Origin of the sequence: Mucilaginibacter sp. 22184 (assembly GCF_052045695.1) — a bacterium.
Classification (GTDB): Bacteria; Bacteroidota; Bacteroidia; order Sphingobacteriales; family Sphingobacteriaceae; genus Mucilaginibacter.
On record NZ_JBQEPI010000010.1, the window covers coordinates 90,563 to 109,764 of the forward strand.

Genomic DNA, 19,202 nt, shown 5'->3' on the forward strand with positions numbered 1-19,202 from the left:
TTGCTACAAACGTCCAACATAAACCTTGGTATCGTAATTTATGGTGATGAAGCCATCTTGTTGGTAGCGGTTGAACAATTCTTGCAGATCATTGATCATAGGTCCATAGCCGGGCTGATCTTTGGTAGGCATATAGGATGAAGATAGCAGTCGGCCTTTTAATCCCTCAAAATCAAAAACCTGTTTGTTTTCAAATACTTTAAGTTCAAAAGGCTCAGGATCGTAAAAGGAGCCAATGTTATCATAATCAATATTGCGATGGCCAACTTTTACATAATCCTGGCCGTGTGTGATGATCAGCTGGTCATAGTCCTGTTCAAATGCAGATGCTGTTTTTCGTTCATTCCAGATCAATGCCACGATACCGTCGGGTTTAAGAATGTGTTTAAATTCCTCCCGCGCATTTTTCGCGTTAAACCAGTGGAAAGCCTGCCCGGCAATAATAGCGTCAACACTTTCAGTATTTAAGCCTGTAGCTTCTGCCGTACCATCAGTCGCTGTAAAATTGGGGTAACGACCGAGCAAATCGATAGATTTTTCTCTCATTTCGGCATTGGGTTCAACCGCAATAGCCTGGTACCCGGCATTTAGGAACAATTGGGTAGATATTCCGGTACCTGCACCAATGTCGGCTATCAACTTATCGGTAGTCAATTGGTAACTATCCTGTAAAAAGGTAATGATAGCAGTAGGGTAATGAGGGCGGTACTTTACATAATCGGCTACCCGGTTACTGAATCTTTTGGTGCTGTCCATATCTCTAAGAAAATAAAATATTTACATATACAACGTTTGCCATTCTATATAGTTGTTTTCTGTGTATAATATGAACGCGCAGGGCTAACGTAAATCAGGAGAGTGTCATTAGTTAAATCGGGCTTTAAAACTTTAATAAAAAAGCACTTGCATATTTAAATTTATCGGCATATATTTGCAGTCCTTAAAATAAATAGAAAAAAGAATAACAAAGCTATACAATGGCAAATCATAAATCGTCTTTAAAAAGAATCAGGTCAAACGCTGCGAAGCGTCTGCGTAACAGGTACCAGGCTAAAACAACCAGGAACGCTATTAAGAAATTAAGAAACACTACTACTAAAGCTGATGCAAGCGCACTGTTAGGTAAAGTGATCTCTATGTTAGACCGTTTAGCTAAAAAGAATGTTATTCACAAAAACAAAGCTTCGAACAATAAATCAAAGCTTACTAAATTTGTTAATGGCTTAAGCTAATCGCTTAACTAAAAATATATAAAAAGGGTTGTACTGAAAAGTACGACCCTTTTTTGTTATTACACACGTCATTGCCACGCTGCGCTCGCAATGACGTGTAGAGAAAAAGGTGCTTACTGCGGCGATGTCAGGGTGAGTCGGCGCTGTGTCGCAATTTTTTTTGTTTGATAGTTTTCTCCATATTTGGATACCGTGGAAAACTACAACGAAAAGATTAGCATTAAATCATGGGCCGAGGAAGATCGCCCGCGCGAAAAACTAAGCATCCAGGGGCGTCGAGCGCTCACTGATGCCGAGCTGATTGCCATCCTGATCGGATCGGGTAGCCGAACCGAAACCGCCGTTGAACTGAGCAAGCGCATTCTGCATCATTATGAAAATGATCTGAACAAGCTGGGTAAAGCTTCCATTAGCGAACTTTCCAAATTCAAGGGGATAGGAGAGGCTAAAGCCATATCCATTATTGCCGCACTGGAGATCGGTCGCCGCCGCAACGATACCGAGACCAAAGCCATCGAATATATTAACAGCAGTCGCGATGCCTATCATATTATGCGCCGCCATTTGATGGATCTGAACCACGAGGAATTCTGGATATTGCTGGTTGGCCGCTCACAAAAAGTGCTGGCTAAAGAACTGGTGAGCAAAGGCGGCTTATCAGCTACAGTTGCCGATCCCAAGATCATCTTTTATATGGCCCTGCAGCAACAGGCCAGTGGTATTATCCTGGTACATAACCACCCGTCGGGCAACCTGAAACCCAGTCACCAGGATATCGATCTCACCAAAAAAATAAGCGCAGCCGGTCGTTTGCTGGATATTAATGTGCTTGATCATTTGATTATTACTGATAATGGTTATTATAGCTTTGGAGATGAAGGAGTTTTATGATTTCGGATTTGGGAATTTCGATTTCGGATTTTATCTGAACCGTGATTTATAGGATTGCAGGATTAACTTGATTTTACCCAGAAAAAAGGGAATCCTTTAATCCGTTCATCAGGCAAATCGAGGTTCAGATAAAATTCGATATCCGAAATACAATTAAATCCCAAATCCCAAATCCGACTTCCGAAATCTTTATATCTTTGCCGATTATCGCTGCTCAATAATGAAAATATCATATAACTGGCTAAAAGAGTTTATTAATACGGATAAAACGCCGCAGGAAATCTCTATTATCCTTACCGGAACGGGTTTGGAAGTGGAAAGCCTGGAAAAAGTACAGGCTATTCCCGGCGGACTGGAAGGCCTGGTGATCGGCTATGTTAAAGAATGCGTTGATCATGCCAATTCCGATCACCTGCACGTAACTAAAGTTGATGTAGGCGGCCCCGAAGATCTGCAGATTGTTTGTGGTGCAGCCAATGTAGCTGCCGGACAAAAAGTAGTAGTAGCCGTGGTGGGTACTACCGTATATCCTGTTAGCGGTGAACCTTTCGCCATCAAAAAATCAAAAATACGCGGTGAAGTATCCGAAGGGATGATCTGCGCCGAGGATGAAATAGGTTTAGGCACCAGTCACGAAGGTATTATGGTATTAGATGCCGACGCCCCGGTTGGTACTTTGGCCAAAGACTATTTTAAGGTGAACGACGATTATATGTACGAGATAGGTTTAACACCAAACCGTGCCGATGCTATGTCGCACCTGGGGACTGCCCGTGATATTGCTGCTTTTTTAAAGATCGGTGTTACCCGGCCGGATGTTAGTGCGTTTAAAATTGCCAATAACAACAGAACTGTTGAAGTTGTGGTGGAGAACGAGCAGGCAAGTCCGCGTTATTCCGGTTTAACCATGACCGGTCTGGAAGTAAAAGAATCACCAAAATGGTTAAAGGAGCGGTTGGCTGTTATCGGCGTCCGTTCTATCAATAATATTGTGGATGTAACCAATTATGTGCTGCACGAGTTGGGACAGCCACTGCATGCCTTTGATGCCGACGAAATAAAAGGCAACAAAGTACTGGTGAAAAACTACCCCGAAGGAACGCTTTTTAAAACCCTTGATGATGTAGAGCGCAAGCTATCAGAAAACGACCTGATGATAGGTAACACCGAAGAGCCAATGTGTATTGCCGGTGTGTTTGGCGGTATTGCTTCAGGTGTAAAAGCATCAACCACCAGCATCTTTTTGGAGAGCGCCTATTTTAATTCCGTATCGGTACGTAAAACTGCTAAAAGGCATGGGTTGAAAACTGATGCCTCGTTCAGATTTGAGCGTGGTACTGACCCGGACATGACTGTGTTCGCTTTGAAACGCGCGGCGTTGCTCATACAGCAGGTAGCCGGCGGCGAAGTATCGTCAGAAATTTTTGATCATTACCCGGCACCTGTTGCGCCGTTTGCTTTTGAGGTAAGCTATAAAAATATTCACCGCCTGATAGGTAAAGACATCCCGCATGCCGAGATCAAAGCCATTATTGAGGCATTGGATATTAAGGTAGTTAGTGAAACAGAAGAAACACTTTCCTTACAAGTACCTCCATACCGTGTTGATGTTACCCGTGAGGTAGATGTGGTAGAGGAGATACTGCGTATTTACGGCTATAACAATATCGAGATCCCTACCCAGATCAGGGCATCGTTAAATAACTCGCAAAGGGCAGAGAAGGATACTGTGCAAAACCAGCTGTCGGACTTACTTACTGCGAATGGTTTTAACGAGATCCTATCCAACTCACTCACCAAATCGGCTTATTCAGATAACCTGGATGCTGCCGTAAAAATATTGAACCCGCTGAGCAGCGATCTGGATGTGATGCGCCAAACCATGCTGTTCTCGGGCCTGGAAGCGATTACCTATAACCAGAACCGCCGTGCTGCCGACTTGAAATTTTATGAGTTTGGCAAGGTTTACAGCGTGAAGGACGATAAATATAACGAGGTGCAACGTTTCTCAGTATTTCTGACCGGAGCAACAACCGCCGAGCAATGGAACCAAAAACCAAAACCGGTATCATTTTATAACCTGAAAGCTATCGTTGATAGCATTTTAGAGCGCCTGAATATTACCGGCTATGTGGTAGAAGATGCTACCTGCAAAAAACTGGCTTACGGGCTACAGTATATGCTGAACGGCAAACAGCTGGTTAAGTTTGGCGCGGTTGCAGGCGAGGCTTTGAAAAAGGTGGATGTGGATAAAGAAGTATTTTATGCTGACTTTAATTTCGACCTAATCTTAACGGCTGTACGCAAAAACAAGATCGTTTACCAGGAGGTTTCCAAGTTCCCGGCAGTACGTCGTGATTTGTCTATGCTGATTGATAAAGCAGTTACTTTTGGTCAGTTAAAGCAAATTGCCCAGCGAACCGAACGCAAGCTGCTGAAGGAAGTTAGTGTATTTGACGTTTACGAAGGCGACAAACTACCGGCCGGTAAAAAATCATACGCGTTAAGCTTCATCATTCAGGATATCGAAAAGACCCTTACCGACAAAGCGATTGATGCCATTATGCAAAAATTAATTTATAACTTAGGTAAAGAAGCCGGAGCGGAGATCAGAAAATAAGGATGATTTCGGATTTCGGAATTTTGATTTCGGATTTAGAGTTTAAAATTTTAGAATTATAATTCAATAGCCAGGTAATTAAAAAATCATCAATTCACTAAATCGCTAATTCAATAATTCACTAATTAAAAAAGATGCCTTCTGTAGCAGAACAGTTAAATAAAATTGTAGATAAAACCGAGAGGTTGATAGAGCTTTGCGCTGCTTTACAGGAGGAAAACGATCTGTTAAAACTGGAAAGTGAGGCTTTGACCGTAGCCCTTGATGCCAGTAAAAACAAGACAAAGGAACTGGAAGAAAAGCTTCGTGTATTGAAGCTGGCCAAGTCATTTTCAGAAACAAATGAAAAAAGTCTTGATATAAAGCAAAAAATTAACGACTTTGTGCAGGAAATAGATAAGTGTATTGTGTTATTGAAGAAATAACGCAAAAAGTGAAAAGCTCAATGGGAGAAATCTCAATAAAAATAAATATTGCTGACAGAGTTTACCCTTTAAAGGTAAACATGGAGGAAGAAGAAATAATACGCAGGGCGGCTAAACTGATCAATGACCGGATAAAGGAATATCAGGAAAACTACGCGGTGAGGGATAAGCAGGATCTGCTTTCCATGGCGGTGTTGCACTATGCTACATCATCATTAAAAGCCGAAAAAAAGGTTACCGTTGAAGATACCGATATTGCCGAAAAGGTTTACCAGCTGGATCATTTGCTGACTGAGTTTTTCTCAAAGTAATTAGCGTTCTTTACATATACAGAGCACAATTAAGATTTAACCGCAGTTAAATTTTAAGTTTCACTATTAAAAACTTAACGCTTCAATATTAAGCGGATCAAAGAGGCATGCGTTACTCGAATGGTATTAACGTAACCATGGTCCCCAATATCCGAAATGAAGTTTTTAAATACATGATACTTAAGAGTTTAGTTGCGGTTTTTTTATTTATATAACCTTACACCCTAAAAAAGAAGATGGACATATTACTATACGGAATAATAGGACTATTGCTTGGCGTTGGCCTTGGGATAGTTATCGGGCGCTTCCTGCTGCGGAAGCTTTTTAAAGACCAGGAGGCATCGGCCCAGAATAAAGTGAAAAAGATACTGAAGGATGCTGAAAACAATGCCGAGATACTAAAGAAAAATAAACTGCTGGAAGCCAAAGAGAAGTTTTTACAAATGAAGGCCGAGCATGAGCAGGAAGTAAATAACAAAAATAACGCCATCAACCAGCGCGAAAACGGTGTGAAACAAAAGGAGCAATCATTAAATCAGCGCCTGGAAAACATGAACCGCAAAGAAAGCGAGCTGGACAACACCCGTAAAAACCTGGAAAAACAAACAGAAATTGTTGTTAAAAAACAGGAAGAAGTAGAAGTGCTTAAAAATTCACATGTACAACAACTGGAAACCATTGCCGGTTTATCTGCCGATGATGCCCGTAACCAGCTGGTGGATACCCTGCGCGAAGAAGCCCGCACCAAAGCCATGATCCAGATTAAGGATATTGTTGACGAGGCTAAGCTAACCGCTACCAAAGAAGCTAAAAAGATAGTTATACAAACCATACAGCGTACCGCTACCGAAAGCGCTATTGAAAACACGGTTTCGATATTTAACATAGAGAACGACGAAATTAAGGGCCGTATTATCGGTCGCGAGGGTAGGAACATTCGCGCCTTGGAAGCCGCAACCGGTATCGAGATCATCGTTGACGATACTCCGGAAGCCATTATCCTTTCGGGTTTTGACCCGGTAAGGCGCGAAATTGCCCGTTTGGCTATGCACCGCTTGGTAACGGACGGCCGTATACACCCGGCCCGTATTGAGGAGGTAGTAGCCAAAACCAAAAAGCAAATTGAAGAAGAAATAGTAGAAATAGGTGAGCGCACGGTGATTGACCTGGGCATACATGGTTTACATCCGGAGCTGATCCGTATGGTTGGCCGTATGCGTTACCGGTCATCATACGGGCAAAACCTGCTGCAACACTCACGTGAGGTGGCTAACTTCTGCGCTACCATGGCAGCAGAGCTGGGTCTGAATGTGAAGATGGCTAAACGTGCAGGCTTGTTACATGATATTGGTAAAGTACCTGATGATAACCCAGAGCTGCCACACGCTATATTGGGTATGCAGCTGGCCGAAAAATATAAAGAACACCCTGAAGTTTGCAACGCTATTGGCGCTCACCACGATGAAATTGAGATGACCTCGATGTTATCACCTATCATCCAGGCTTGTGACGCTATATCGGGCGCCCGTCCGGGTGCACGCCGTGAGGTGGTTGAAAGCTACATCAAACGTTTAAAAGAACTGGAAGAACTGGCGTTATCTTACCCTGGTGTCGAAAAAACTTTCGCTATACAGGCTGGCCGTGAGCTGCGTGTGGTGGTTGAAAGCGAAAAAATAACCGACGCGCAGTCTGAAGTACTGGCGGCAGATATTTCCAACCGTATCCAAACCGAGATGACCTATCCAGGCCAGATCAAGGTTACCGTGATCCGGGAAACCCGCTCGGTAGCATTTGCTAAGTAGTAGGAGAGAGCTAAGAGATAAGAATCCAAAAAGAAGAATCAAGAGATAAGAGTCAAGATCGATAAGGTTTTGACTCTTTTTTATTTTCCAGTTTTTATTTCCCAGGTCTTGGCTCTTGATTCTTGACTCTTGGTTCTATTTTATTTTCCTGGGTCTTGACTCCTTATTCTTATCTCTTGCTTCTATTTTCCCCAAGTCTTGATACTTGATACTAACTACTTGATACTTTTTCTTATATTAGATTAAATTATGGCCTCCAGTAATATATCAAATACCTCACAAAGTGGTGCCGGCGATGCTAACCCTATTCGTCCGGTTGATGTTTACTTTGCCAAATACGCCGAAAGCCATCGGAACGGAACTAATGAGGCTATCCATTTTATTTGTATCCCGCTTATCGTGTTCAGCCTGCTGGGCCTGGTATGGTCAATCCCTTTTCCGTACCTGAAATTCCTGGGTAGTTATAACGGCGTGTTTAACTGGGCATCCTTTTTAATTGCATTTAGTATCTACTACTATCTGAAACTTTCGCCGGTACTGTCGTACATTATGTTGTTGATATTATTTGGCTTTAGCTATGGTATTATACAGTTGGAACATTGGCACCAGGCTGGTGGTCCTGCACTATGGCTGGTTTCACTGGTCATCTTCTTTGTGTCATGGATAGGGCAGTTCGTTGGCCATAAAATTGAAGGTAAGAAACCATCTTTTTTAGATGATATTAAGTTTTTGCTTATCGGTCCTATCTATCTGCTTCACCTCATACTTAAAAAGTTATCGCTTAAGTACTAATTTGTCATTTTCACTTAATGTTAACAATTGGGGTTAAAAATAATCTAGTGTTAACATACTGTTAATATTGTAGCCGAACCTTTGTGTTCTAAATAAACACAAATGAAAAAGCTTTACTTTATCCTTTTATCAGTGCTTATTATAGGGGTTGCTAACGTTGCCAAGGCGCAAATTACCACCTCAGTAGTAAGCGGAAAAGTTACCGACCAAAAGGGGGTTACCCTGCCTGGTGTAACTGTAACTGTGCTGAACACCGGTACAGGAACACGTTACGGCGCCCAGACTAACTCTGATGGTCGTTTCACTATCACCAACATTAACCCAGGTGGTCCGTACACCATTTCGGCCTCTTTTGTTGGATTTAAAAAAGACGAAAGAACAAATATTACACTGAGCCTGGGTAGCACTACCCTGAACTTCGCTCTTGCCGACGAAACTACTTCATTAAAGGAGGTAAAGGTTACAGCTTCAGCAGGCGGCACCAAAACCGGTGCAGGCACCCGTATCAACCAAAACCAGATCCGTACGCAGCCTTCTATCAACCGCAGCTTACAGGATCTTACACGTAACACTCCTCAAAGTAACAACAACTCATTCCAGGGTACCAACTACCGTTACAATAACGTAACACTGGATGGTGCTATCAATAACGATGCGATCGGTTTCAGCCCATCATTAGGTGGTCAGAACAATGCGTCAGGACAAGTAGGTAGCAGTACCCGTACCAGCCCGGTATCATTAGATGCGATACAGGATATCCAGGTATTGGTTGCTCCTTATGATATTAAAATTGGTAACGTATTGGGTGGTAGTATCAACGCCGTAACCCGCAGCGGCACTAATGATTTTACCGGTTCGATTTACGGTTTTGGCCGTGGCTCGTTCATGGTAGGCGCAAACAACGCCCCTACTGCTGCCGGTGGTGATGGTTCAAAATTGTCTGATTTTCATGATTACCAAACCGGTATCCGTATAGGTCTCCCGATCATCAAAAACAAATTATTCTTCTTCACTAACGAGGAGATTGCCCGCAGACAGGATCCCGTGATCAGAGGACTTGATCACAATGGCTCACCTAATATATTAAGTCAGGCGGATGGTGATAAGCTTGTTGCCGCATTTAAAGCTTATACAGGTGGAATTGATCCAGGCACATATAACAATACCACTATCTTCTCTAACTCAAACAAGTTCTTTAACCGTTTGGACTGGAACATTGATGATCATAACCAGTTAACCATCCGTAACAATACCATTACTTCAAAAGCTACCAACTTAGAGCGCGATCAGCAAAACTTCCGTTTTAGTGGTATCGATTATACCTCACATAACAACTCATCCTCAACCGTGGCTGAGTTAAAATCAAGGTTTTCTAACAGTGTGAGCAATAGCTTGGTATTGGGTTATTCGGCTGTTCATGATTACCGTGATCCAAACTCAAACCCTGCTTTACCACAGATCGAGATCACCGGCCGTACTCCTGGTACAACCATATTTATGGGTACCGACCGTGAGGCCGCCATATTTGATATGCACCAGAAAACCGCTGAGTTTACCGATAACCTAACCTGGACAAAAGGTAAACATACTTTTACCTTCGGTACGCACAACGAGTTTTATAATATCACTTATAACTTCGTGAACTCATGGAACGGCCGTATTGCTTATAACAGCATTGAAGACTTCCTGAATAATAACCCGGCTCGTATACGTGCCAACTTTAATTATACCAATAACACACGTGATTATATCTTAAATAATCCTTCGGCTAAATTTAAAGTTAACTTGTTAAGCTTTTACGGCCAGGATGAAATTCAGTTAACCGACAATTTCAAGTTGACAGTTGCCATACGTGCTGATTATGCAGATGTACCAAACAAACAACCATTGAGTGATAAAACAACAAACGCTCCGGTTGATCCTAACTATGGTACCACTTTTAATTACACCAAACCAAAAGATATCAAACAAAACTACCTGGGTAACATAGAGTGGAACCCACGCGTGGCATTTAACTATGATGTATTAGGTGATCAAAGTGTTGTTTTACGTGGTGGTAGCGGATTCTTTACCGGTCGTGTTCCGTTTGCATGGTTTGGTTACGCCTTCTACAATAATGGTGTTACTTATGGTGCTTATGATAAAAAACCGTCAGCTACATCGCCAATTACACCAGGTACTAACCCAGTACAAGCACCTGCTAATGGTGGTTTAAACTTTGTTAACCAACAAAACTTTAATACTACTCCTGCTGGTGCTACCCAGGTAGATATGATCGATAACAACTTCAAAATGCCGCAGGTATGGAGAAGTAGTTTAGCGGTTGACTATACTACTGATGATCAGTGGAAATTTACCGGTGAAGGTATTTATACCAAAGTTATTCATGATTTAAAATTTCAACAGGTAAATACTCAAGATCAGGTAACATATTATCCTTATGATACTCAGCATCTGCAGCCTATATTTAATAACACCGCCACCGCTATTAATGGTAATGGTAAAATCAATAAATTATATACCAATGCTTACTTGTTATCAAATACCAGTGAGGGTTACCGTTATAGCTTAACAGGACAGATTGCTAAATTCACTCAATTTGATCCAAAAAATGCTTTAAATGTTTCTGTTGCTTACACCTACGGCCACTCAAAAGATGTTACGAATGGTATCCGTAACTCAATGGAGTCAAACTGGCAGTTAAATCAGGCTTTAAATCCTAATAATCCGGGTTTAGCCAATTCAAACTTTGATATCCGTCACCGTATCGTTTCAAATTTGAATTTCAAACACGATTGGGATGCTAACCATAATTATCCAGCTAACTTTACCTTCTTCTTTAGCGCGCAAAGCGGTAACCCGTATACTTTTGATACTTACCCTAATGCTATCGACGGAACAGGCCAACAGTTAAGCTTAGCTTATATCCCTAAACGTGGCGAAACAGTAAATTTCTTCTCTGATATTCCAGGTGGCCAAACTGCAGCTCAACAAGCTGCTGCATTTGATGCCTTTATTGATAAGAACTCATATTTATCATCACGTCGTGGTAACTTTACCGAACGTAACGCTGCTTTTACACCATGGAATAATCAATTAGATTTCCGTTTCACTCAGGACTTTAAATTTGGTGGTAAACACAAACAGATGATCACCTTTACTTATGATATCATCAACCTGACCAACTTACTGAACAAAAAATGGGGTCAGTATTATTTCTCAGCTAATACATTCAATTCTTCAGCAAGTGTTGGTTTAACGCCGGCAAAAGGTGGAACTCCATCATTTGAAAATGCTTCGAAAACTTATCCGAAATATACATTTGCGGATCCAGGATTGCCTTACTCGGTTGATTTGTTCGCATCACGCTGGCAAATGCAGTTTGGTATCCGTTACAGCTGGTAATACCTAACAAAAACTAAACTAAAACAATAAATAAACACCCTACCGGTAAAACGGTAGGGTGTTTTTGTTTTATAGCCTGTTTTTGTGCAGTTATTACAGAAAAGAATGGGTATGTGCGATTCCTTCCTTGGGGAAGGGGAGGAAGGGGTTTCATCGCATGGTACTTCATCACTTTCGGATCGACCAGACTTACGAAGTTTTCAAAACTTTGTAAGTCTTTTTTATAGCCTCTTATAATATCTGCCTTACGCTCGTTGCAAACGAGCGCTTATCGTGGTTAAGCGATTGTATCGCCCTTGCGTTTTAAACGCAAACCCATGTTAAGCACTCGTTGCAAACGAGCGCAAGTAAAGAAATTTTGTGAAGTCTGATTTAAACCCAATGATCAGACTTTCCCTATCGCAAGCTTCCCGCTTATGGGCATATGTAATGGGTGTTTCGACTGATTTGAGCCAACCAAATAGGGCAAACATGCATGGGGAAAGGCAAGTGTTTGCTGGTATATGTCGCAGTTTGTACCGTGAAATAAAAAGGAAAAGTAACAAAAAACAACCCCCCTGCCATTTTACCGGCAGGGGGCGTTTTGTTGTATCAGTTATACCGATCTGACAGGGTCATCATTAACGATAAATAGTAGGGCCTTTTAAAATGATGTTAAAAGATTTTACTATAGTAACCTTAGGAGTTCCGTTATTCGGTACCACATCAAAGGTAATGCGGAGTACGTGCATAGGTAGTTTCTTTCCATCGGTTAATGGATAATTTAATGCATCATTACTAAAATCACAACCATAACATGTATTATAAAGTTTCAGCCGGATGATATTATCTACAGCCAGGTCGTTTTTCAGATATGGGTTAAAGCCGTCATATTCAGTTATATTAGCAGGCCATGGGATAGAGCTTTCGCCAGGGTTTGAGTATGGGTCGTTATAATTTTCATAGCTGATTATTTCCTGCTTTAAATTTCTGATAACGGCTCCGTCCGGATTGGAATTGATAATGCCAGGATTCCATACAATTGTATAGGAATTGGTATTTAAGGTCATTCCGAAGGTATATCCCCAGGAATAGTCATATTCATATAATTGTGAAGTAGGCGCTGCTGATAACGTCATGATACCTAATGCTTTGGTATATGCCGGTGCATAGCCGCTTACACTTGTTTGGCCGTTACTTCCGGGTATAACCATGCTCGGATTGGCCAGTGTATAGATATCTGTTGACGTACCGGTTAGTTTATAATTGGTATTAGTGGTTAGGTGTACATACTGTTTGGTGCTGTCGCCCCCGCTGGAAGTGCCGCCAAATATGCCATTGGCTATGTTTTTGGCCTGTCCTGTTAGTCCTGCTTTTGCAGCGTCTTTTAACGATCCGATAACATCCGATGCTATTTTTGGGGTAGTTGCCTTAAGGGTTATGCTGCTCAGCGCTTTAAGCCCAACAAAATCTAAAGCTCCGCTGATCACACTGCCAAAAATACTTGGGCCAGGAGGGTTTGGTTGTGCAATAGTACCGTTAATACTTCCTTGTGAAGTTCCGTTTATGGCAAGATCGCTTGCATTGATGGAGTTAACCTGCCAGGTCATGGTATTACTGTTGGCATCTTTTGTGCCAACCGAAGGATCATAAGCCATTTCAAATTCAGCAGCGTACCATGTTCCGGTTGCCGTGGTTTTATACTGTTGAACCAGGTTGGTATTGCTGGCTATAACGCTTAAATCAGCAGCACTATTTCCCGAATAACTTAGCAGCGGGGCATCTGAGCCATTTGTTCTCTGTATAAGCGTATGTGAAATGTAACTGCTCGGGATAGGCGTGCCGGGGGTTAAATAAAAATAGCCCCTCAAAATGCCCCTGTACCGGTTGTATAAAACAAAATAAGCCGGTTGTACAAATTCTGTTGGTTTAAAAGTATTATAAACCAATTCCCAGCCATCAGCTTTTTTTATATCTGTAGCATAAAGCAAAGGAAATGATTGGTTTGAACCGCTTGCCCATGGCTTTAAGATCTGGGTCCCGTTTGGAGTTGGCATATAGTCTCCTGATTCCCAATCAAAGGGGTACGGAGTAAGCGTGTTTACACCTTTGGGTCTGTCTGTGCTTTTACCGGGTTGTGGTAAGCTTGATGATAAATCCTTTTTACAACTGTTAAGTAATGGTAGTAATAATAGGAATAATAAGTAATAATGAATCTTGAATTTGTTTTTCATAATGCTTTTGATAAAGTTTAATGTGTGTTTATAATATTAAATATATGTGTAGGTTGTATTTTAGCACTGTACTTAGTATTATTAAATTATTAAATAATTATAAAGCTGTTATGGAAATAAAGGGTTGTTGTTTTGCACCTTCTTTTTAAAACACCAGGAAACATCAGGCTCCCAGGCTGGCGCACGCGTGTCGCGTGTGCTTTCTGATGCACTGGTAAATATCTGGGATATCGAGCTAACGCACACGCGACACGCGTGCGTTAGCGAAAGAAAAAAAATTTAAACTGAAACGTCAGACTTACGAAGTTTTCAAAACTTCGTAAGTCTTTTTTATGCCCTTATATCCTCTTCTTAAAATACCAATAAAAAGGCGCGCCGCTTAAAATGAGCAACAGGCCCAACACCGAGGCCAATGGTTGGGTAATAATAGTATTGATGGTGAGCGCGATACAGAATAAGATAATAATAACCGGAATTACCGGGTAACCGATAACTTTTGATTTGATCACGCCCTTGATCTTCATCCTGATCAAACCCGCGGTAGCCAGCGCGAAAAACGCATAAGAGGCAAAAATAACCAGGTTGGTGATCTGATCGAAGGTACCGCTGCATACCAGGATGATGCTCCAGACAGCCGAATACAGGAGGGCGATGTGCGGGGTACGGAATACAGGATGCACCAGTGCCGCTTTTTTAAAGAAAACTTTCTCTTGTGCCATCCGGAAATAAACCCGGGGATACGAAATGATACAGCCGTTTAAGGCCCCAAAAGTGCAGGTCATGATGAGTATAGCGATAATGATAGTACCTGTTTTACCCATGATGATACCGGCTATTTCGGCCGCGGCTATTTTATTACTGCCCAGTAGTGCCAGCTGCGATACGGGCAAAACTTTCATGTAAGCGTAATTGAGCAATACATACAAGGTCATGGCGATGCCTACACCGCCAACAATGGCCAGTGGGATGTTGCGTTTGGGGTTTTTGATTTCGCCGGTTACAAAAGTGATGTTGGCCCATCCGTCATAAGCCCATAGCGCGCTGAGCATGGCGCCAAACAAACCGCTATATAAGGAGGCGCCATGTGGTGCTTCAACTGCTTCAGTGCCTTTTGCAACAACCGGATGGCCGCTATATAGGAATCCCGCGATAATGAGCAGCAGTATACCCAGTATTTTTGCTGAGGTTACGATGTTGTTTAAAACCCCGGCTTTATTTACCCCCTTGTAATTTACCCAGGTGAGGGCTATAATAGTAAGTACCGCCAGCATTTTAATGCCCGAGTCGGCAAAGGGAAAAATAGAATCGCCGATGCCCATATTTTTAATGGACGATAAAAACTCGGGCAGGGGCAAAAGGGTATTGACAGATTGCGCGAATACAAAGGATAACGCCGCCACGGCACCGCTGCCAACAATAGTGAAGATAGTCCAGCCGAAGAGGAAGGCAATAAAATCGCCATAGATCAATCGCAGATATTCATATACGCCGCCGGTTTGCGTGGTCATAGTAGCCAGGCCCGCATAGGTAAAAGCGCCGAACATGGTAATAACACCCCCAATGATCCAGGCCAGCAAAATATACGTTTCGCTATGCAAAGCCTGCGACATGGGGACGATCTTCTTGAACACCCCCGAGCCGATCATGATGCCGGCTACCAATAAAATTCCGGTGGGCAGGCTCAGCACCTGTTTCAGTTGGGCGGTTTCGGCGTGATCGCCGGTTGGCTTGTTATTCATGTTGCGGGGTTAAGGTTGTTTACCGCAATATATTCAATTTCAAACAAAAAAACCGAAGCAAGGGTTGGCCACCCAAATTGGTATCCAGACAAATATTTCGTATCTTTATATCAGCAAACAGCCCGGCTCTCCTTTTTCAAGGGAGTCGGGCTGTTTGGTTAAATAACAAAAGAGGGCAAAAAAACAACCGGTTAGTACGCAGTTATTTGACAATCAATAAACAGATACTTTTTAAAGTTTTAAAAACCCATCAAAAATTTGTTAAAAAATGTTAAAATGGCGTTAAAACTTTGTTAAAATGACCAAAAAGCAAATGTTTTTAACCCGTTTTTATCTAAAAAAGTGTTAAAATTTGAGCTTTAAAAAGTTTTTTGGATCATAAAACAGCATTTGTTAGCTACAGATTTTTGCCCAGTTTTTCCAAAATGTCCTGAGGTACTTTCTCCAGGTCGAGCACCAGGAAACCATCCAGGCAATCGGCAAATTTGGGATCGATGTTAAAACTGATGATCTTGGCATTAAGCGCGATATATTGGCGCAACAGTACCGGCACCTTCATATTACGGGTTTCTACCTCCGATATCAGGTTATCGAGCCCTTTGAAGGTATCCTCGCCGGCCATCAGCAGATCGGTATCTATTTTGGCAAAATCAACCTTGAATTTTTTGCGCGGTTTTACATACTGCGCCATTTCATGGTCAAAGTGGTTACGGTTGATATAATCAACAATAAGCGACTTGGAGAACTTAGAGAATGAGTTACTTATACTTACCGGCCCGATAAGGTAACGGTATCTGGGGTTATCGATCAGAAATTTCAGAATGCCTTTCCACAGTAAAAACAATGGAAGCGGTTTAGTCTGATACTCCTTGCGGATCCAGGAACGACCTAGTTCCAGGCTCTTACGTAACACAGGGGTAAACTGAGTTTTAAGTTTGAATAGCTCAGTAATGTAAAATCCATTTTTACCAACGCTGTAAAATATCTCGTCGCCCAAACCTATACGGTAGGCGCCTACAATCATTTTGGCATCAACATCCCAAATAAACAGGTGGTTGTAATAAATGTCATATTCATCCAGGTCGATGGCTTTGTTGGTGCCTTCGCCCACTTCCCTGAAGGTAATTTCGCGCAGGCGGCCTATCTCCCGTATAACATTGGGAATAGTTGACGTGGGTACAATAAATACCTCGTAGTTCTTTTCGGCCCATATCCTGTAGTTCTCTCGCAGTGGCTCTATCTCCTTCTCCAATATGGTCGAATCGATTTCTGGAGCCACAGCCTCGGGCAGGCGTTTTATTTTGAACAGGTTACGCGGGCTAAATAACTTTTTTTCTTCCTCCAGACCAGTGCCAAGGGCATAGGTACGGGCGCGCAAAAAGTTAAGGAGTTTGGCGCTGTTGTTATGATCGGGTATGTCCTCTATATTAATGGGTTTGCCAATGCGCAGTTTAATGGTGTGACCGTGCTTGTTAAACAGTTCAGAAGGTAATTTGGCCGTACGCAGGGCAGGGTGTATCAAACTCAGCAAATTGAACAACAAGCCATTATTGCCGTGGAAATAAATGGGCACAACAGGCACTTTCGCCTTAGCTATTATTTTACCCACAACCGGATGCCAAAGGCGATCTGTTACCTGTTTTTGTTCCACCTTAAAGGTTGATACTTCGCCTGCCGGGAAAATGCCGATAGGTGTGCCATTATTTAAAAGCTCCAGGGTGTTTTTTAAGCCACTAATGCTGGAGGAGTGTTCCACATTTTCAAAAGGATTAACGGCTATAAAATAATCACTTAGGTTGGGAATCTTTTTAAGGAGGAAATTAGCCATCAGCTTAGCATCAGGCCTAACCATACATAATATTTTTAGGAGAACCATACCTTCAATACCACCATAAGGATGATTGGCTATGGCAACAAAAGCCCCCGTCTTGGGTATGTTTCGTAATTCACGTTCGTCAAATTCAATATCAATTCCGCAACCCTCTAAAATAGCATCAACAAACTCGGGGCCTTCTTTAGGTTGGGCTTGTGCAAAAAGCTCGTTAACCTGGTTGATTTTCATGAGCTCCATCAATAAAGCGGCCAGGCCCGGCATTTTCAACTTATCCAGTTTGGTGGCTTTGGCAAACTCTTCGGTGGTTATTACTTTCATTTTTATAAAAAGGGGGTGTTTTATTTAACTTATAAATATCCTGAAAATTTATTTATTTTAACAATCGATAAACGCTGTAAATGAAGCCGTATTTTAAAAACTACCTGTCTGTAACCAAAAAAGAATGGAACGGAATGGTAGTAGTTATTATTTTAATGGCATTGATTTTAGCAGCGCCCTATGTTTATCAGGCAATCCGCAAAGATAATATAATAAATTTTAATGAATTTGATAAAGCGGTTGCATTGCTAAGTAAGGGTAAAAGAGTAAGTACAGAGAATAAATCATGGGAAGGTGAATCGAAGACGGCCACCGCGGTAATGTTTGCCTTTAACCCGAATGAGTTAACAGATGCCGGGTGGCAGAAACTGGGCTTAAGCGAACGGCAGGTCAAAGTGATCAAAAATTATGAGGAAAAAGGCGGGCGCTTTTATACCAAGGATGATGTTAAAAAGATCTATTCCATTACCGATGCCGATTATCAGCGCCTGGAGCCATACATCAATATACCGGATACTTATCATCGCACGGAAAAGGCTGCACCGGGCGAAGTGATTGAGGTGAATAGCGCCGACTCTGCAAAATTAACCCGTATAAGAGGAATAGGGCCAGCGTTTGCTATGCGCATTATCAGGTATCGGGAGCGTGTGGGTGGCTTTTATAATAAAGAACAATTAAAAGAAGTATTTGGCATTGATGAAGCTAAATACGCCGAAATAAAAGGCGGCGTCGGTGTTGATAACAAACATATCACTAAAATAAATGTAAATACGGCCAGTTTTGATCAGCTCAGGCGGTTCCCGTATTTGAGCTACAAACAGGCCAATGCCATATTAGAATATCACAATCAGCATGGTGATTATGAATCAGTTGATGATATGAAAAATATTGCCATACTTGATGATGGAATTTTGCGTAAAATTGAGCCATATTTAACTTTCAAATGATAACCCAGCAAATAAAATCTGCCATTCGTGATATTCCAGATTTTCCGAAACCCGGAATTGTTTTTAAAGATATAACCCCTATACTCAAAGATCCTGTTTTATGCGATAGCATTATTAATGCCTTTGTTGAACAATTGCAAGGAAAACAAATAGATGTAATAGCCGGGATTGAAAGCCGGGGCTTTTTATTCGGACTAACATTGGCCACTAAGCTGGGAGTCCCTTTTGTACCCATACGTAAGGCCGGTAAACTACCTTTTACCATCAAACAAAAAGCCTACAAACTGGAGTACGGTACTGCCATTATTGAATGCCATATCGATGCTTTTGAGCCCGGGCAACATGTGCTGATCCACGACGATCTGCTGGCAACAGGTGGTACGGTAGCCGCCGCGAGTGAACTGATCAAAGAAATGGGTTGTGAAATAGCCGGTTTTTCTTTTGTGGTTGAGTTGGGCTTTTTAGAGGGCCGTAAACGAATAACCCCCATCAGTGATACCCTGGTAGTATTGGCAGAATATTGAGGGTAACCGCTGCACAGGGTAATCACTTCTTCGCGTTAAGGATTGAAACGAATACCGGCCAGTGATTAATGCCTGCGCGGTATGAGTGTAAAGCCTGGCCGCAGGCAACGCCCTTACATGATTTTATACACATTCATAAACATACCCCA

At 42.1% G+C, this 19,202-nt stretch carries 14 protein-coding genes; 10 read left to right on the forward strand and 4 right to left on the reverse strand.

What is annotated here, in order from left to right:
* Positions 1-3: 3 nt before the first annotated feature.
* The gene (locus ACTJKG_RS21820; RefSeq protein ID WP_440740415.1) at positions 4-756 is read right to left on the reverse strand and encodes a class I SAM-dependent methyltransferase; all 753 of its coding nucleotides are present in this window, start codon (positions 754-756) and stop codon (positions 4-6) included.
* A gap of 221 nt (positions 757-977) precedes the next feature.
* On the opposite strand from ACTJKG_RS21820, the gene rpsT reads away from it, so the two are divergent.
* From rpsT to ACTJKG_RS21860, 8 genes are all read left to right on the forward strand, one after another.
* On the forward strand, positions 978-1,232 hold the full coding sequence (rpsT, locus tag ACTJKG_RS21825) for a 30S ribosomal protein S20 (protein ID WP_076374856.1): 255 nt from the start codon (positions 978-980) through the stop codon (positions 1,230-1,232).
* A 192-nt stretch (positions 1,233-1,424) separates the two neighbouring features.
* Entirely contained in the window at positions 1,425-2,123 is a 699-nt protein-coding gene (gene radC / locus ACTJKG_RS21830) for a RadC family protein (protein ID WP_440740416.1), read from the forward strand.
* A 220-nt stretch (positions 2,124-2,343) separates the two neighbouring features.
* A complete protein-coding gene (gene pheT, locus ACTJKG_RS21835) occupies positions 2,344-4,743 on the forward strand; it encodes a phenylalanine--tRNA ligase subunit beta (RefSeq protein ID WP_440740417.1) in 2,400 nt (799 codons plus the stop codon).
* 134 nt (positions 4,744-4,877) lie between these two features.
* Positions 4,878-5,168 carry a hypothetical protein gene (locus ACTJKG_RS21840; RefSeq protein ID WP_076374860.1) on the forward strand — a complete coding sequence of 97 codons (291 nt, stop codon included), beginning with the start codon at positions 4,878-4,880 and terminating at the stop codon, positions 5,166-5,168.
* A gap of 20 nt (positions 5,169-5,188) precedes the next feature.
* The gene (locus ACTJKG_RS21845; RefSeq protein WP_172336454.1) at positions 5,189-5,479 is read left to right on the forward strand and encodes a cell division protein ZapA; all 291 of its coding nucleotides are present in this window, start codon (positions 5,189-5,191) and stop codon (positions 5,477-5,479) included.
* 236 nt (positions 5,480-5,715) lie between these two features.
* Positions 5,716-7,281, forward strand: a complete 1,566-nt coding sequence (gene rny, locus ACTJKG_RS21850) for a ribonuclease Y (protein WP_166090147.1) — start codon at positions 5,716-5,718, stop codon at positions 7,279-7,281.
* A 249-nt stretch (positions 7,282-7,530) separates the two neighbouring features.
* A complete protein-coding gene (locus ACTJKG_RS21855) occupies positions 7,531-8,073 on the forward strand; it encodes an Mpo1 family 2-hydroxy fatty acid dioxygenase (protein WP_440740418.1) in 543 nt (180 codons plus the stop codon).
* Between the two features lie 102 nt (positions 8,074-8,175).
* Entirely contained in the window at positions 8,176-11,478 is a 3,303-nt protein-coding gene (locus ACTJKG_RS21860; protein WP_440740419.1) for a carboxypeptidase regulatory-like domain-containing protein, read from the forward strand.
* Positions 11,479-12,098: 620 nt separating this feature from the next.
* On the opposite strand, the gene ACTJKG_RS21865 is transcribed toward ACTJKG_RS21860, so the two are convergent.
* From ACTJKG_RS21865 to ACTJKG_RS21875, 3 genes are all read right to left on the reverse strand, one after another.
* Entirely contained in the window at positions 12,099-13,691 is a 1,593-nt protein-coding gene (locus ACTJKG_RS21865) for a hypothetical protein (RefSeq protein ID WP_440740420.1), read from the reverse strand.
* 338 nt (positions 13,692-14,029) lie between these two features.
* Positions 14,030-15,430 (reverse strand): APC family permease, encoded by a 1,401-nt coding sequence (locus ACTJKG_RS21870; protein ID WP_440740421.1) that lies wholly within the window; start codon positions 15,428-15,430, stop codon positions 14,030-14,032.
* A 397-nt stretch (positions 15,431-15,827) separates the two neighbouring features.
* Positions 15,828-17,582, reverse strand: coding sequence for a lysophospholipid acyltransferase family protein (locus tag ACTJKG_RS21875; RefSeq protein WP_172336449.1), 1,755 nt, complete (start codon positions 17,580-17,582; stop codon positions 15,828-15,830).
* An 80-nt stretch (positions 17,583-17,662) separates the two neighbouring features.
* Between ACTJKG_RS21875 and ACTJKG_RS21880 the strand changes: the two genes are divergently transcribed.
* Positions 17,663-18,529 carry a ComEA family DNA-binding protein gene (locus tag ACTJKG_RS21880; RefSeq protein ID WP_172336448.1) on the forward strand — a complete coding sequence of 289 codons (867 nt, stop codon included), beginning with the start codon at positions 17,663-17,665 and terminating at the stop codon, positions 18,527-18,529.
* Positions 18,526-19,053 carry an adenine phosphoribosyltransferase gene (locus ACTJKG_RS21885; protein ID WP_172336447.1) on the forward strand — a complete coding sequence of 176 codons (528 nt, stop codon included), beginning with the start codon at positions 18,526-18,528 and terminating at the stop codon, positions 19,051-19,053. Before ACTJKG_RS21880 ends, ACTJKG_RS21885 begins: the two co-directional genes overlap by 4 nt.
* The last annotated feature ends 149 nt before the right edge of the window (positions 19,054-19,202 follow it).